General features: G+C 46.6%; 12 protein-coding genes, 1 tRNA gene and 1 rRNA gene. 5 read left to right on the top strand and 9 right to left on the bottom strand.

Going from position 1 to position 16272, the window contains the following annotated elements; translation table 11 throughout:
- Positions 1–13 precede the first annotated feature (13 nt).
- From apaG to lptD, 5 genes are all read right to left on the bottom strand, one after another.
- Complete coding sequence (apaG, locus tag ACRRS1_RS18985; RefSeq protein ID WP_432455950.1) at positions 14–397, bottom strand: Co2+/Mg2+ efflux protein ApaG; 384 nt, start codon at positions 395–397, stop codon at positions 14–16.
- On the bottom strand, positions 390–1220 hold the full coding sequence (gene rsmA, locus ACRRS1_RS18980; protein ID WP_432468922.1) for a 16S rRNA (adenine(1518)-N(6)/adenine(1519)-N(6))-dimethyltransferase RsmA: 831 nt from the start codon (positions 1218–1220) through the stop codon (positions 390–392). Before rsmA ends, apaG begins: the two co-directional genes overlap by 8 nt.
- On the bottom strand, positions 1213–2211 hold the full coding sequence (pdxA, locus tag ACRRS1_RS18975; RefSeq protein ID WP_432455952.1) for a 4-hydroxythreonine-4-phosphate dehydrogenase PdxA: 999 nt from the start codon (positions 2209–2211) through the stop codon (positions 1213–1215). Before pdxA ends, rsmA begins: the two co-directional genes overlap by 8 nt.
- Positions 2208–3485: a peptidylprolyl isomerase SurA gene (gene surA / locus ACRRS1_RS18970; protein WP_432455953.1), complete on the bottom strand. Its 1278-nt coding sequence runs from the start codon at positions 3483–3485 to the stop codon at positions 2208–2210. The genes pdxA and surA overlap by 4 nt, the downstream gene beginning before the upstream one ends.
- A gap of 61 nt (positions 3486–3546) precedes the next feature.
- Positions 3547–5820 carry an LPS assembly protein LptD gene (lptD, locus tag ACRRS1_RS18965; protein ID WP_432468923.1) on the bottom strand — a complete coding sequence of 758 codons (2274 nt, stop codon included), beginning with the start codon at positions 5818–5820 and terminating at the stop codon, positions 3547–3549.
- Positions 5821–5968: 148 nt separating this feature from the next.
- Here lptD and ACRRS1_RS18960 point away from each other — a divergent pair, with 148 nt between their 5' ends.
- Genes ACRRS1_RS18960 through djlA form a run of 3 tightly spaced genes read left to right on the top strand, consistent with a single transcriptional unit; the run spans position 5969 to position 8445 of the window.
- Positions 5969–6958, top strand: a complete 990-nt coding sequence (locus tag ACRRS1_RS18960; protein ID WP_432455955.1) for an aminoglycoside phosphotransferase family protein — start codon at positions 5969–5971, stop codon at positions 6956–6958.
- Positions 6955–7629: an N-acetylmuramate alpha-1-phosphate uridylyltransferase MurU gene (murU, locus tag ACRRS1_RS18955; protein ID WP_432468924.1), complete on the top strand. Its 675-nt coding sequence runs from the start codon at positions 6955–6957 to the stop codon at positions 7627–7629. The genes ACRRS1_RS18960 and murU overlap by 4 nt, the downstream gene beginning before the upstream one ends.
- A 9-nt stretch (positions 7630–7638) precedes the next feature.
- Positions 7639–8445 carry a co-chaperone DjlA gene (djlA, locus tag ACRRS1_RS18950; RefSeq protein ID WP_432468925.1) on the top strand — a complete coding sequence of 269 codons (807 nt, stop codon included), beginning with the start codon at positions 7639–7641 and terminating at the stop codon, positions 8443–8445.
- A 6-nt stretch (positions 8446–8451) separates the two neighbouring features.
- On the opposite strand, the gene ACRRS1_RS18945 is transcribed toward djlA, so the two are convergent.
- From ACRRS1_RS18945 to rapA, 4 genes are all read right to left on the bottom strand, one after another.
- The gene (locus ACRRS1_RS18945) at positions 8452–9399 is read right to left on the bottom strand and encodes a D-2-hydroxyacid dehydrogenase (protein ID WP_432455958.1); all 948 of its coding nucleotides are present in this window, start codon (positions 9397–9399) and stop codon (positions 8452–8454) included.
- A 65-nt stretch (positions 9400–9464) separates the two neighbouring features.
- On the bottom strand, positions 9465–10232 hold the full coding sequence (locus tag ACRRS1_RS18940; protein WP_432460173.1) for a DUF3530 family protein: 768 nt from the start codon (positions 10230–10232) through the stop codon (positions 9465–9467).
- A 64-nt stretch (positions 10233–10296) separates the two neighbouring features.
- A complete protein-coding gene (locus ACRRS1_RS18935; RefSeq protein ID WP_432455960.1) occupies positions 10297–10947 on the bottom strand; it encodes a pseudouridine synthase in 651 nt (216 codons plus the stop codon).
- 71 nt (positions 10948–11018) lie between these two features.
- Positions 11019–13937: an RNA polymerase-associated protein RapA gene (gene rapA / locus ACRRS1_RS18930; RefSeq protein ID WP_432468926.1), complete on the bottom strand. Its 2919-nt coding sequence runs from the start codon at positions 13935–13937 to the stop codon at positions 11019–11021.
- A 598-nt stretch (positions 13938–14535) separates the two neighbouring features.
- On the opposite strand from rapA, the gene ACRRS1_RS18925 reads away from it, so the two are divergent.
- Positions 14536–16078: ribosomal RNA gene (locus ACRRS1_RS18925) — 16S ribosomal RNA — on the top strand.
- 105 nt (positions 16079–16183) lie between these two features.
- Positions 16184–16259: transfer RNA gene (locus ACRRS1_RS18920), tRNA-Glu, on the top strand.
- Positions 16260–16272: the final 13 nt, after the last annotated feature.

The following is a 16272-nucleotide window of genomic DNA, read 5'->3' as shown; positions in this document are numbered from 1 at the left end:
CAACTTACCTTGGTTAATGTAATTTATTCGGTAAGGACAGGCGAAAAGCTGGGATCTCAGCTTCAAACTCATTACCTTCTGGATCCACCAAGGTATAGTAGCCCTGCATCACCCCCACCTCGGTTGCGAGTAGTGCACTGCTGGTATAAGTAAATGACTTTTCTGGTTGTAGGTGTGGTTGTTTACCGACTACACCGTCTCCCGTTACTTCATTCTCATCGCCATTGCCATCGGTGATCAGCCAGTAACGACGCATTAACTGAAGTGCTTGGCTACCACAATTACGAATGGTAACGGTGTAATAGAAGGCAAATTTATGTTCCTCAGGAGCAGAGTGCTCAGGCAAGAATCCAGATTCAACTTCAATATCTAATTGGTATTCAGGTGTGTTACTCATTAACGTTGTTAGCCTGCAATAATTGTTCTTTATCTATGTAGTTAGCAATATCACAAAATTGCTGAATAGTTAAATTTTCTGGCCGCAAGCTTGGTTGTAAACCTAAAGCCTCAAGTTGCTCAAGGCTTAACAGGTTGCCGAGTGCATTTCGGATTGTTTTGCGTCGCTGATTAAAGGCCTCTTTACAGACTGTGTCGAGGGTTTTTAATGAGTTCAGAGGGTAAAGTGTGCTGGCATAAGGCTCTAGGCGAACGACCGCCGAGTCGACTTTAGGAGGCGGCATGAAGGCTTCTGGAGGTACTTCTAAGGCAGGCATTACTTTACATTGTATTTGGGTCATAACACTGAGTCGACCATAGGCCTTCGAGTGAGGTCCTGCGGCCATCCGTTTTACCACTTCTTTTTGTAGCATAAAGTGCATGTCGGAAATGGCGCTAGTGAAGCTTAGCAAATGAAAAATTAATGGTGTAGAAATGTTATAGGGCAAGTTACCGAAGATACGCATCTTTTGCTCGGGTCGACTCAACTGCATGAAGTCGAATTTAAGCGCATCAATTTCATGGATGGTCAATTTCTCTGCTAGGGTTGGATGCTCGCGCAGGCGTTGAGCCAAATCGCGATCCAACTCTACCACTTGTAGCTGACCCGCAGCATTCGCTACAGGGGCGGTTAAGGCGCCTAGGCCAGGACCAATTTCGACCAGGTTTTCGCCGGGCTGAGGATAGATAGTGGCGACAATTTGGCTGATGACCGAGTCGTTATTCAGAAAGTTTTGGCCGAAGCGTTTACGGGCGCGGTGCCCTTGATGGACTTGTTTATTCATGTTCTCGCTCTACCATATCGATGGCTTGTTTGATTGCGGTTAGCATACTTCCATGATCGGCTTGCCCAGTGCCCGCCAGCTCAAGTGCTGTTCCATGATCGACTGAGGTTCGAATAAAGGGGAGTCCTAAGGTAATGTTGACCGATTTGCCAAACCCTTTATATTTTATTACTGGTAGGCCTTGGTCATGGTACATTGCCAAGACCGCGTCAGCCTCGTCCAAATACTTGGATTGGAACAAGGTATCGGCAGGGAGTGGCCCGATTAAATTCATGCCATGTTCGCTGCGCATTTCATCTAATAAAGGAATAATGATATCTAATTCTTCACGACCTAAATGACCATCTTCTCCGGCATGCGGATTAAGCCCACAAACAAAAATTTTCGGCTGCTTAATCGCAAATTTAGTTTGTAAATCGTGATGTAAAATCGTGATGATATTGTACAGCCGCTCGTGAGTTATCGCTTTTGCGACATAAGCCAGCGGGAGGTGAGTGGTCGCCAGAGCAACCCGCAAACCTTCGGTGGCCAACAGCATGACCACATCGGCGGTACTTGATTGTTGAGCAAAAAACTCAGTATGGCCGCTAAATGAAACGCCTGCTTTGTTAATGATGCCTTTGTTCACCGGGCCGGTAACAACCGCTGCAAATTGGCTATTCATATTGCCTTCACAAGCAAATTTAAGGGTATTTAATACATAGTGTCCATTGGCTTCGTTGAGTTCGCCGGCAATTGCAGGCACACTCATCGCGATGGGTGCCACGGTTAAAGTTCCAGCCGCCTGTGCTTGGGGGGCTTGCTCTGGTTGGTAGGACAATAAACTTACTTCGATGCCCAATTGTTTCGCCCGCTCTTTGAGCAAACGAGGATCGGCGATAACGACTAGCTCCATCGGCCAGCTACGCTGACTAATTGCGAGCACTAAATCAGGGCCAATGCCCGCAGGCTCACCAGGGGTAATCGCAATTCTTGCTATTGCGTCGCTCATGAATCACCATCCAAAATTTCAACGTAGGCTTCTTCACGAAGCTCATCTTGCCAAGCTTGCGTTTCTTCGTTGAATTTACGGTTGAAAATCATTTGATAAGCTCGGTTTTCGCTGGCTTTATTGGTGGTATCGGTGGTGCGTTTGTCGAGCACTTCTAATAAATGCCAACCAAAGGTTGAGCGAAAAGGTTGGCTAATCTCACCCACGGCTAAGTGGTTGACTGTATCGCGGAAGGCCGGCACAAACACATTTGGGTCCGACCAACCGAGTTCACCGCCACGGACTGCAGAGCCAGGGTCTTCTGAATACTGTTTGGCTAATTCGGCAAAACTAGCTTCTCCGCTTACTAGTTGTTGGCGTAATTTAGCCAGTAAACTTTGGGCTTTTTTATCACTTAGAATAATCGATGGCTTAATCAAAATGTGTCGTGCATTTACCTCTAAGGTTTCTACTTTTTGTAGACCTTCGGTATCTAATACCATCACAATGTGTAGTCCAGATTCGGTACGGATCGGGCCGAGCACGGTATCTTTAGGTTGTTTATTAACCACGCCTGCAAACAGAGTTGGCATCTCTTCTAGAGTCATCCATCCCCAATCACCGCCTTCTAAAGCTTTTGGACCTTGAGAATAAGTCATTGCTAGTTGGTTAAAATTTTCTCCAGCTTTTAATTGCTTGACTATGGTTTCCGCCAGCTGTTGGGTTTTGACTTCATCACTTCCAAGTCGCAATTGGATGTGTCCAACATGGTAGCGGATACTGCCTTTATCTTTCTCGGCAATTAGTTTCATTAAGGCATCTATTTCTTGTTGAGAGACGCTGATACGTCGTTGTACCTGGCTTCTGCCTACTTCACCAAGAATAATTTCTTTGCGTATATCTTCGCGAAATTGCTGGTAGCTGACACCGTCACTGCTGAGTTGTTGTAGAAACTCGTCGCGGGTCTTTTTCTCGCCTTGGATAATATTATCAATCGTGTTTTCTAATTGACTATCACTGATCTTGATACCAAGTCTGTCTGCGAGTTGCAGCTGTAAGCTTTCAGTAATTAAGCGGTCCATCACTTGTTGATGCAATTCTGCTTGTGGAGGCAGAGTTTGTCCGCTGGTTTTTGCATTGCGTAATACTTTGGCGCTTAGCTCATCCACTTGGGTTTGAGTAATCACGTCATTATTAACGATAGCAACAACCTTATCGAGCAGTTGTTCTTTCGCCTGAACTAAGCCAGCCACGAGCATCAACATGCAGGTGCTAAGCAAAATTAATTTTTTCATTCGGTTCCTATATTACTACGAGCAAAACGCCGTTTACTCTATCATATTTGGGCTAAAGGTTTTAATTGTTGAGGTAAAAGGGGCGCCCGTATTTAAAGTTGCCACCATCTAACATTTTTTCTTGACTGCTAGTATCATTGCCACCTAATCCTTTTATTTCAAAGTCTAAGCGGAAGGAGCTGTCAAATACGCCAACGCGATCAATTCCTGATGTATTGTCGACATAATTACTTTGTAAGCTGCGTTGGTAAGTAAGACGGATCCCCCAGCAGCAGGAATTAAACTGTAGTCCTAGATAACTCTCGACACTTCGATCGAGCTTCATGTCTCGATAATAGCTGGCAACAGCAGAAACATTGTCTCGCAGTGGCCACGCAATTTTACTACCCAGTTGGTTTATGTCACTGAGCATTGTCTCGTCGGCTTGAGAGTAGCGGTAGTTTAATTGAACTAATTTTTGCACTTCTGGGCGCCATTCGATAGCGGCATTGGCCTTATTAAGCTTACCCTCGAGCGTATTAATCTGTAAGCCGGTGTGACCATACCAGTCTTGTTGAATATTCGCGTCAATTTCAAATGCTAAGGCCGAACTGGAATTGGTGGATGACTTGCTATCCGGTAATAGCGTTGTGCGGCTTGGATCAAGATAGATGATTTGTCCAAGACTAAAGCGTAAGGTCTCCTTATTTTCAGCGGATAAGAACCGAGAATGAACCCCTAAGGTTAACTGGTTGGCATCGGCGATCCGGTCTAGCCCGCTATAGCGCTGATCTCGGAACAGGCCATAATAGTCTTGTTGTAGGTTGGCGGTGTCATATAGACCAATGTCGCTTTGATCTCGATAGGGGATATATAAGTACTTCACCACCGGCTCAAGAGTTTGAGTATAGTTCGCACCGTACCAACTGGTTTTGCGGTCAAAATTGAGGCCTGCTTTGACGCTTAATTTAGGTAGGGTACGACGAATGTCTTCACCTAGGTAGTTGTTGTCCGGATTACTACCTTTATCTTGTTGATAATAGGTATGCATTAAGGCAAGGTCGGCTTGGAAAAAACCTTCGGGTACCACGTAAGGCAGGCGCAAATGAGGCTCTAGATGGAGTCGCTTGGCGGTGTACATGCTAGCATCACTATGCGAAAAATTACTTAGTTCACTATCAAAACCAAATTGTAATGTTTGCCAGTCGAGATCCCAATCGCCACTAAAACTCAGTTGAGGGAGCAAGGTGTGCGGCTGCTCGGTATCCCCTAAGACTTGAAAATCTTGTACCCGTAGTTTGCCGTACCAGTTTTGGGTGTGGTAGCCCACATCCCCAGTTTGTAGCAGTTGATTTTCATTATTCTTACCTAAAATATCGCCTAAGTCGTTAAAGTAGTTGTCATCACTAATCTGGGTATAGTCAGTGTTGAAACGCCAGTTGCGTCGCCATTGACCTTGATGATCCCAGTGCAACAAATAACGCGAGTCGTCAAACTCTCGGTCGTTGGCGATATACTCAGCGTTGACGATACCGGTTTGCTGGCCAAGTAAGTAACGAAACTCGGATTGTAACTGCAGGCCTCTGCGCGACATGACTCGCGGAGTTATGGTGGCATCAAAATTAGGTGCAATGTTCCAATAATAGGGCGTGGAAATATCCATACCATTGGTGGTGGAGGTTGATATGCTTGGAAATAAAAAGCCGCTATGACGCTGGCCACCAATTGGGTAGGAGAAGTAAGGTAAGTAAAGAACGGGGACGTTCATTAATCTTACTGTTGCGTTTTTGGTTGTCGCCCATTGATTTTCGGTGTCGATATCTATTTTTTCGGCGTGGATCTCCCAGCTCACATCTCCGGGAGGACAGGCGGTGTAGCTGGCGTTTTCCAAGGATAAGTTTTGCTCATCGTTGATGATTAAATTATGCGCTTCACCATGACCTTGCTGCTCGAACAACTGATATTCAGCTGAATTTAGTTTCGCCTGATGATTTTTTAAATTTGCATCGAAGCTATCACTTTTGACGCTGACCAAGTTATCTTGAAACTCAATTTTACCATCGGCCTTCAGTGTTTGAGCTTGCTCATCGAGTACTGTGTTATCAGCTTTGAGTACTCTGGGACCTTGAGAAAATTCAACGTTACCGGTAAAACTTGCCTTATCACCTTGCTTTGCATGTAGTGAGTCGGCCGCTATCACGTATGGTGCAGTGGGGTCGACGGGACCTGACTGAGTACGTTCCGGTATGTAAGCTCGGCACTGAGCCAGCGCTAACGGGGTTTCTGCCTTGGCGTTAGGGCTTAGCAAGAAGATTGCCAATCCTAGTCGTGGCAGATTCCGTTTAATTAACAACATATGAATTTGGACCATTCCCTGACGTATTAAAATTCCAAGCGAGAGTATCAACGTTGTGCTTTATGAATTCTGTGGTTAAAGTTAGCGGCTTATAATACTGGATTTATCGGTGGGCGGCTATTTAAAGGCCGTCATTTAATATAGAAATATGAGTAATATAGTGCGCGAATCAGCTTTACAACAATGGTTGTCTAATAGTTTATCCATGGGACTTCCTCAGTTAACGATGATCAGTGGTGATGCAAGCTTTCGCCGCTATTTTCGTTTTGATTATGATCTAAGCACTACCGCCATTGCGGTTGATGCGCCTCCTCTTACCGAAAAAAACCAACAATTTGTTGATTTAGCGTCGGCACTAAGCCGTCACCAGCTCCCCGTTCCTAAGATCCTAGCCGCAGATCTTAAGCAAGGTTTTATGGCGATTGAAGATCTCGGCACCACCATGTTAGAAGATTGCTTAAGTCTTGATAGTGCCGACAAATACTATAGACAAGCCTTAGACCTGATCGTTCAATTACAAGCACTTAAACCTTCTGAGCTGCCTTCTTTGGAATATTTTGACCAGACTTTTATTCAGCGAGAGTTGGATATTTTTGCCGAGTGGTTTGTGGCGAAAGAATTACAGCTTAGTGGAACTGAATGGCAAGCGGCTGCGCAGTGGCAGAGTCTTTGTGAAGAGCTCAGCGTCGCCATCCAAGAACAACCTTATGTTGCGATGCATCGTGATTTTCATTGTCGAAATTTGATGCTTCATCAGCAGCAAATGGTGATGATCGATTTTCAAGATATGGTTTTGGGGCCACTTAGTTATGACGTGGTGTCGTTGCTAAGAGATTGCTACATCGCTTGGCCTGAAGAGATGGTGCAACACTTGAGTCAGTCATTTTTCTCCCGTCTAAGCATTAATCAAGATATTAGCATGGCGCAATGGCAACGCTGGTTTGATTTGACGGGCTTACAACGTCATCTTAAGGCGCTTGGAATATTTTGTCGTTTAGCCCACCGTGATGGGAAACAAGGCTACCGTGAAGCGATTCCGCAAACTTTGGATTACATCCAGCGGGTGAGCGCTACTTATTCTGAATTTTCAGCATTTAATCAATGGTTGGCTCCCATCGCAAAGGGGTTTCATCGATGAGTGGTTTAGATACTGCAATGATTTTGGCGGCTGGGCGAGGTGAGCGGATGCGTCCACTTACCGACGCTTGTCCCAAGCCCTTGTTAAAGGTGGCGGGCAAAGCTTTAATTGAATGGCATATTGAAAAACTAGTGGCTGTGGGTTTTCAGCGGATCATTATTAATACCGCCTATTTAGGGGAGCAAATTGAGGCAACATTGGGTGATGGCCAACGCTGGAAGATTCAGTTGTTATATAGTCATGAGCCTCAAGCGCTTGAAACGGCAGGAGGGATCTTACAGGCTTTGCCCTTAATAAAAGCAGATCCTTTTCTGGTGATTAACGGTGATATTTGGAATGATTGGGATTACCAGCGGCTTGCGTCGTTGCAGATTGGTGATGCCGATGCACATTTGTTGTTAGTGGCGAATCCCGAGCATCATCCCAAGGGGGATTTTGCGATTGATGGTATACGTTTGGTGGACCGCCCCGAATTGACCTTTAGTGGGGTGGCGGTTTATCGTCAGCGCTTTTTTGAGACACTGGTTCCGGGGAGGCATGCGCTTGCTCCTTTACTGAGGACGGCAATAGCAGCTAAGCGAGTGACAGGGCAGCAGCAGTTTGGTCAGTGGATTGATGTGGGGACGCCACAACGTTTGGCGCAGTTAGATCAGCAATTAACAAGTAAATAGAGAATAGTTATGCGGTTTTTGGGAAAACTCCTAGGAGTATTTTTTGGTCTGATGTTTGGCAGTTGGTTTGGCGCCTTACTCGGTTTGTGGTTGGGTCACCGTTTTGACGAGGCGATGGGTCAAGGCTTCGTTTTTTCTAGCGCGAATAGCCAAGTGGTACAACAAGAGTTTTTGTTTTCGACTTTTGCTGTGTTGGGGCATATCGCTAAGTCAAAAGGTGTGGTGACTCAGCAAGAAATTCAAGTCGCCAATTTTTTGATGGACCAAATGCGTCTACAAGGCGAGGCTCGCCGTCAGGCTCAAGATGCTTTTCGGCAAGGCAAAGATGCCAGTTTTCCGCTAGAAGAACAGGTAGCCCGCTTCGTAAAAGTGGTACAGGGGCGTCGCGATTTATTGCAAATGTTTATGGAAATTCAGTTGCAGGGGGTGTTCGCCGACGGTGTGGTGGATGACAGCGAACGGGCATTGTTGCAACGTGTTGCAAATGCCTTAGGTTTTTCTGCGCAAGAGTTAGACGCGATGATTTCTCGCTGGGAAGCCGAGCTCAACTTCCATCGTCGCGGTGGTCAACAGCAATCGACGCAATCAAGTGCAAAACAGTTGGACGAAGCCTACCAAATTCTTGGGGTCACGGACCAAGACAGCGAGCAACAAGTGAAGCGCGCTTATCGTAAACTGATGAGCCAGCATCACCCGGATAAGCTGGTAGCAAAAGGTCTGCCACCGGAGATGATGGAGCTGGCTAAGCAGCGAACTCAAGATATTCAACGTGCCTATGAAGTGATTAAGCTACAACGCAAAGCGAAAGTGGCTTAGATAACTCTATACTTGGTTGCGAGGCTGACCTGCGGAGAAGGCTTCTATGTTGTCAATCAGTTGGTCGGCCAGGCTTTGCATGCTTTGACTACTTGCCCAGCCTACATGTGGCGTGAGGATAAAGTTGCTTAACGCCTGGGCTTGTAATAAAGGGTTGTCGCTGGAAGGGGGCTCTTGACTGACAACGTCACAAGCGGCGCCGGCAATGCCTCCGGAGCGTAGAGCTTCGAGTAAGGCGGCCTCGTTCACGATACCGCCCCGAGCAGTGTTAATTAATAATGCGCTGGGTTTCATTAACGCTAATTCGGTGTGAGTGATGAGATCTGCCGTTTCGGAACTGAGTGGACAGTGGATACTTAGCACGTCTGCGCAGGCCAAGGCGTCCATAAAATCAACCCTTCCGGTTCGGGGAGCTTGATTTTTACGTTCGGCAAATATCACTTCCATACCGATACTTTTCGCAAGTTTAGCAGTGGCTTGACCTAAGTTGCCTGCGCCAATAATCACCAATTTTTGACCTGCCAAATTATCAATGGGATAGTCAAAAAAGCAGAACTGCTGTGACTGTTGCCAGCGTCCCTGTTGAACGGCCTGATGGTAGGCGGTTATATTGCGACGTAAATTAAACATCAAGCCAATACTATGCTCGGCGATGCTCTGGGCGGCATAATCTTGAATATTTGAAACGATGATCTGTTGTTGAGCTGCGGCAGCTAAATCTACATTGTTGGTGCCAGTTGCGGCCACCGCAATCAATTTTAAGCGGGGAAGCTGCTTAAGAATAGCAGCATCGAGTTTTACTTTGTTGACTATCAAAATATCAGCATGTTGCGCATGGGCTAATCGCTGCTCGGGATTGGTACTGGCATAGTCTTGCCAAGTATGGGGGAAGCGAGGACGCCTTAAATTTACATCGTCAGTTAGGGTCTGTCGGTCTAAAAATACAATATTCATCGATAAATCAACATATTGTGAATGGGGAAACTGTTGTTCAGTTTAACCAGCGTTTAAGCTCTTGGCTAGTACCAACCTAAGGCGTTCAACCAGCCATAAATGCTTTTCGTGAGTAAGGCATGGTTAGGTGCGGTTTCGGCAGAGACCGGTAGCTGTGTTTGTCGGTAGTTTAATTTCTGACTTTTATTGCTGGCAATCAAGCGTTGCTGGGCAGCTTCGAATTGCCATTGATTATAATTTGGATCATAGATGTCGAGTACCGGAATGCTCAGCCGCGCGAGCTGTTTGGCAAGCCTTTGATTTAGGGCTTGGTTGGGGTAGTAGGCGCTCATTAAGATAAGCCCATCGGGTGGGCTTAATTGCTGTTCGGCGAGCAACTCGACCAGCCAGGCGCCCATCACCCCTTGCGCGATCAACAGTTGAAATCCAAATGGCTGAGCTTGGGTTTGTCGAGCGGCTTCGATGACTTCGCTTAGTTGTTGTTGGTAAGTGTTTTGTTGATCTTGCGGTTCACTGTCTTGCATCAGACTGGCTTGGGGGGCTGGTGGAAGAATCGCGCCGGTTTGCCAGCCTAAGGAGGGAAGCGTTTGGCGTAAGCTATCGATCATATCCTCGCTACTGGGAGAGTTCCCCCAGTCGGGAAGCAAAATCGCCGTTCCTCGCTGTTGTGGGGTCTGTTGTTCTATCCATAGACTTACAAATTGGCGTTGTTCTACGGTGAGTGATTTTAGCTCACCCTTGACAGGCCATTGCGAAAAATCCAGAGATTGAGGCTGTGCCCACGCCATGGTGCTAAGTACAGTGATTAACCAAAACAGTTTGTAGATCCGCACTTGATTGCAGCCCAAGGTTGAACAGAGTTGATCCTATATCGGAAGCAAACCATTGAAGCTTTAGTTAAAAAGGCGGTTCACAGTCAAATTCTAGCCAATGTTCAGTGATGGGGTGAAAAAAGCCAAGCTTCGCTGCATGTAAATGTAAGCGTTCGCTAAGTGCAATAGCCTTAGCACTGGCATAAAAACCATCACCGACTATTGGACAGCCGATCTGTTGCATGTGTACCCGAAGTTGATGAGTTCGACCAGTAATAGGTTGTAACTCCACCAGAGAGGTGTGCTGGCGTTTTTCCAATAGAAACCATTTGGTAAGGGCTGCTTTGCCCAGCTCAAGATCAACCATTTGTCTGGGGCGATTGGGCCAGTCACAACGTAAAGGCAGATTGACTTCTCCCTGAGTTGTATGGGGGTGGCCAAATATTTCTGCGTAATAAGTCTTCGCTGTTTTACGTTGTTGAAATTGTCGACTTAAATGGCTTTGTGCTGGTTTACCGAGGGCCATTACAATTAGCCCCGAGGTGGCCATATCGAGGCGGTGAACTATCTTGAGTTCTGGCCATACACGCTGAGCTCGTTGCCATAAACTATCCTTTTCTATTCGTCCTGGTACTGACAATAAGCCACTGGCTTTGTTAAATACTACGACCGAATCATCTTGATAGACGATGCTGATATAAGGAGACATTGGCGGACGATAAACAAAGTTTGGCATGACATGGGCTCTAAAAAATAAGGCCTCAGTGTACCTGAGGCCTTGTTTGGAATAAATCAGTGAAATGATGCTTAGTTATGTGACACTAAAATCACTCGTAAAGCATCTAATTTTACTTGCGCCTTTTGCAGGTAATTATCAGCCGTGTCGCGTAGCTCGCGTAGCGTATCCAGTTCATCTTGACGAATACTGGGATTTACGGCGCTTAATGCTTCGAGTCGTTCTAGTTCAGTATTTAAGCTTTGTTGCATGGTCTTGCTGGCATCCGCCACAATACGGTCTAGCTGTTGCTGAGCCAGTTCGTTGGCTTGGTGCAATAAGGGATGGATCTGAGCTTGTGATGCACTGACTAGTTTGGCCGCCAAATGACGATTTACCGCCGAAAGCTGACTATTAAACTGATCAAAACTCACATTTTCTGAAAGATTACCGCCATTTTTATCCAGCAAAATTCGCACTGGCGTGGCAGGCAAGTAACGTTCGATTTGATACTGCGCAGGTGCGCTGGTCTCAATAATGAAGATCCCTTCAACAAATAAGCTACCTACCGGTAGTGCTCGATTCTTTAATAAGGCGACTGATGTGGTACCTAGGTCGGCGCCCAAAATGGTATCGATACAGCTTTGCAATAAAGGATGCTCCCACGACATGAGTTGTATTTCATCGCGACTTAAGGCTGTGTCTCTATCATAAGTAATGGTACAACCGTCTTCAGGTAAACCTTGGATGGAGGGAACGATCATCTGTTCACTGGCATGCAAGACCAAAGCATTCTCGCCTTTATCGTCTTGGTTGATGCCAACGGTATCAAACAGCCGTAAGCTAAAGGTGACAAAGTGTGGATCTTGCTCAGCAGCCTGGATCTTCTCGACTAAATCGTTGGCTTTACTACCGCCGCCAGAGTGAATTTCCAATAGCCGATCTCGTCCTGCATCGAGCTTTTGCTTAATTGCTTGATAACGTTTGGCACAGTCACCAATCAGTTGCTCGAGAACGGCTTCATCCGGTTGGTTTTGTATCAGCAGGGCATTTAAGCTTTCGCCAAATTCGGCATAGATGGCGGCGCCAGCCGGGCAGGTTTGCTCGAATGCATTTAAACCTTCGTGATACCAACGTAAAAGCGTTTGCTGAGGCGTTTTCGCCAAATAAGGGACATGGATCTGAATATCATTTTTTTGGCCAATTCGATCTAATCGACCGATCCGTTGTTCGAGTAAATCAGGGTTAATTGGTAAATCAAATAACACGATATGATGAGCAAACTGAAAGTTACGGCCTTCAGAACCAATTTCTGAACAAACCATTAGTTGGGCTCCCGCCTCCTCTTGCGCGAAGTAAGCGGCAGCTTTATCTCGTTCCAGTAAAGACATATCTTCATGGAAAACGGTCGCTCGGATCCCTTCTCGGGTGCGTACCGCATCTTCAATGGCTAGGGCGGTGGCCGCCTTGGCGCAAATCAGCAAGATTTTCTTTTGCTTGTGTGCCAGTAAAAATCCTAGTAACCAATCGATGCGCGGGTCAAATTTAGTCCAGCTTGCTTCACCCTCCGCTTCTCCTTCAAACTGTTGGTACAGTTCTTCTGGAAACATTAATTGCATGACATTATTGGATGCTTTGCTTTGCATCATTTGATGCACTTTCAGGGCTGTTTGATACTGGCTCGGTAGCGTTAAGGCGTAACTGCTCAATTGGCGTAGCGGAAAACCTTGCATGGCACTGCGGGTGTTTCTAAATAAAACTCGGCCGGTACCGTGTCGATCGAGTAGGTGTTGTAATAATTCTTCACGTGCTTGTTGCTGTTGTTCGTAACTCGATGTCGGGTCGTTAATTATTAGCAATAAGGGTTGAATATCATTTTCGCTGAGTAGTTCGGTTAAATGATTGGCTTGTTCGGCGAGTAGTGGCGACTGTTCGAGTAGCGACTGGGCAGCAGTGGCAACAGGCTGGTAATGCTGCTCTTCTTCGATGAATGCTTGATAATCGTAGAAGCGATCTGGGTCGAGTAGCCGTAGGCGAGCAAAATGACTTTGATGTCCGAGTTGGTCGGGGGTTGCTGTGAGTAATAATACGCCAGCAATTTGCTGAGATAAGGCTTCAATGATTTGATACTCACGGCTCGGTGATTGTTTGTCCCACTTTAAGTGATGGGCTTCATCGACGATCATTAAATCCCATTCGGTAGCTAGTATCTGTTCAAAGCGTTTTTTACGACTACGTAAGAAATTTAAGCTACACAGTACCAATTGTTCGGTGTCGAAAGGGTTGTCGGCTTCGGCATAGGCTTCTACACAACGATCTTCGTCAAATAAACTAAAGTGCATATTAAAACGGCGTAGCATTTCAATTAGCCATTGGTACTGCAAAGCATCGGGCACGACAATCAATACGCGTTTGGCTAAACCTGCAATCAGTTGTTGGTGGATGATCAAACCAGCTTCAATGGTTTTACCTAAGCCGACTTCGTCTGAAAGCAGGACACGAGGAGAAATTCGTCGACCAACTTCACTAGCAATATAAAGTTGATGGGGGATTAAACTGACTTTACCGCCCATTAATCCTTTCAACTCTGATTGTTGTTCAGTAAAACGCTTCAATTGAGTTTGGTAGCGGATCACAAAGCTATCGAAGCGGTCGACCTGGCCTGCAAATAAACGATCTTGCGGCTTATTAAACTTTAAAAAATGGCTAAGAAACATCTCGCGGAGTTGTACTTGTTCTTCGGTATCATTGCGGACACCGTGATAAACAATCAACTCATCTGCTTCTTCAACTTGGGTAATGGTCATTGACCAATCATCGGTGCTGGTGATCTCATCACCCGTATTAAATATAACTCGAGTGATAGGCGCTTCGGCCATTGCATAGAATCGGTTTTCACCGGTTGCAGGAAAGAGCAAAGTGACCATTCTGCCCTCGATTGCAACAACGGTTCCTAAACCTAACTCAGATTCTGAATCACTGATCCAGCGTTGGCCGATAGAAAATGACATCAGCAAGAGACTCCAAAGGAAAAAGGGCGGCTATGGTATCCAATACATTCGTGAAGTAAACCCAAGAATGAAACTAATCTGCTGTTCCATATAAAAGAAAGCACAGATTAAAGGGGCAAATACTTAAAACTTAACTATAGTTATTATCCCTGAGGTGTGCGAATTGCTTAAAAAGAGCACAATTTGTTGCTGCTTTGAGCAGTTAAACAAAAAACTGTGATTTTCTTCAAAAAAGGCTTGCACCGTAAGCGCGGATCCCTATAATGCGACTCCACTGACACGGCGGGCAGCACGCAATAGCGCAGCAGCAAGCGGTCAGGGTTGGTAAGGTCTGAGTCTTTATTAGCGACGGTTAAACGCTTCAAACTTTCCTTAGAAAAGTTCTTCGGAAAAGATTGAAGAAAGCGGTTGACAGTCACCGAGGATGGCGTAGAATGCGCACCTCGCTTCGCAAGAAGCAACGCTCTTTAACAATTTATCAAGCAATCTGTGTGAGCACTCACAGAGCACTAAGCGAAAAAAATTAGCTTAAGTGGACTGGAGTGACACACTGTTTTAACAGTAATAATTTCAGTATTTACTTTGAGCGAAAAAACTTTGATTGAAGAGTTTGATCATGGCTCAGATTGAACGCTGGCGGCAGGCTTAACACATGCAAGTCGAGCGGTAACATTTCTAGCTTGCTAGAAGATGACGAGCGGCGGACGGGTGAGTAATGCTTGGGAATATGCCTTTACGTGGGGGACAACAGTTGGAAACGACTGCTAATACCGCATAATGTCTTCGGACCAAAGGAGGGGACTCTTCGGAGCCTTTCGCGTAGAGATTAGCCCAAGTGGGATTAGCTAGTTGGTGGGGTAATGGCTCACCAAGGCGACGATCCCTAGCTGGTTTGAGAGGATGATCAGCCACACTGGGACTGAGACACGGCCCAGACTCCTACGGGAGGCAGCAGTGGGGAATATTGCACAATGGGCGAAAGCCTGATGCAGCCATGCCGCGTGTGTGAAGAAGGCCTTCGGGTTGTAAAGCACTTTCAGTTGTGAGGAAGGCAATATGCTTAATACGTATATTGTTTGACGTTAGCGACAGAAGAAGGACCGGCTAACTCCGTGCCAGCAGCCGCGGTAATACGGAGGGTCCGAGCGTTAATCGGAATTACTGGGCGTAAAGCGTACGCAGGCGGCTTTTTAAGCCAGATGTGAAATCCCCGGGCTCAACCTGGGAATGGCATTTGGAACTGGGAAGCTAGAGTTTTGTAGAGGGTGGTAGAATTTCAGGTGTAGCGGTGAAATGCGTAGAGATCTGAAGGAATACCAGTGGCGAAGGCGGCCACCTGGACAAAAACTGACGCTCATGTACGAAAGCGTGGGGAGCAAACAGGATTAGATACCCTGGTAGTCCACGCCGTAAACGATGTCTACTAGTTGTCTGTGGGTTTAACCCGTGGGTAACGCAGCTAACGCATTAAGTAGACCGCCTGGGGAGTACGGCCGCAAGGTTAAAACTCAAATGAATTGACGGGGGCCCGCACAAGCGGTGGAGCATGTGGTTTAATTCGATGCAACGCGAAGAACCTTACCTGCCCTTGACATACTAAGAACTTTCCAGAGATGGATTGGTGCCTTCGGGAGCTTAGATACAGGTGCTGCATGGCTGTCGTCAGCTCGTGTCGTGAGATGTTGGGTTAAGTCCCGCAACGAGCGCAACCCTTATCCTTATTTGCCAGCACGTGATGGTGGGAACTCTAGGGAGACTGCCGGTGATAAACCGGAGGAAGGTGGGGACGACGTCAAGTCATCATGGCCCTTACGGGCAGGGCTACACACGTGCTACAATGGCATGTACAGAGGGATGCGAACTCGCGAGAGCAAGCGGACCCCAGAAAGCATGTCGTAGTCCGGATCGGAGTCTGCAACTCGACTCCGTGAAGTCGGAATCGCTAGTAATCGTGGATCAGAATGCCACGGTGAATACGTTCCCGGGCCTTGTACACACCGCCCGTCACACCATGGGAGTGGGCTGCAAAAGAAGTGGGTAGTTTAACCTTCGGGAGGACGCTCACCACTTTGTGGTTCATGACTGGGGTGAAGTCGTAACAAGGTAGCCCTAGGGGAACCTGGGGCTGGATCACCTCCTTATTATGAACGTTTATGTTTTGTGACGTGTTCACACAGATTGCTTGATAGAAGATAAAGAGAGAAGTTCTAGTGTGGTTTAGAACCAACGAGAACAGCTAACGCAGTGTCCCGTTCGTCTAGAGGCCTAGGACACCGCCCTTTCACGGCGGTAACACGAGTTCAAATCTCGTACGGGATACCATTTCTCTCTTGGT

Origin of the sequence: Agarivorans sp. Z349TD_8 (assembly GCF_050870825.2) — a bacterium.
Classification (GTDB): Bacteria; Pseudomonadota; Gammaproteobacteria; order Enterobacterales; family Celerinatantimonadaceae; genus Agarivorans.
Note: the sequence above shows the minus strand (reverse complement) of the source record. Positions and strands in the feature narration are given on the sequence as shown.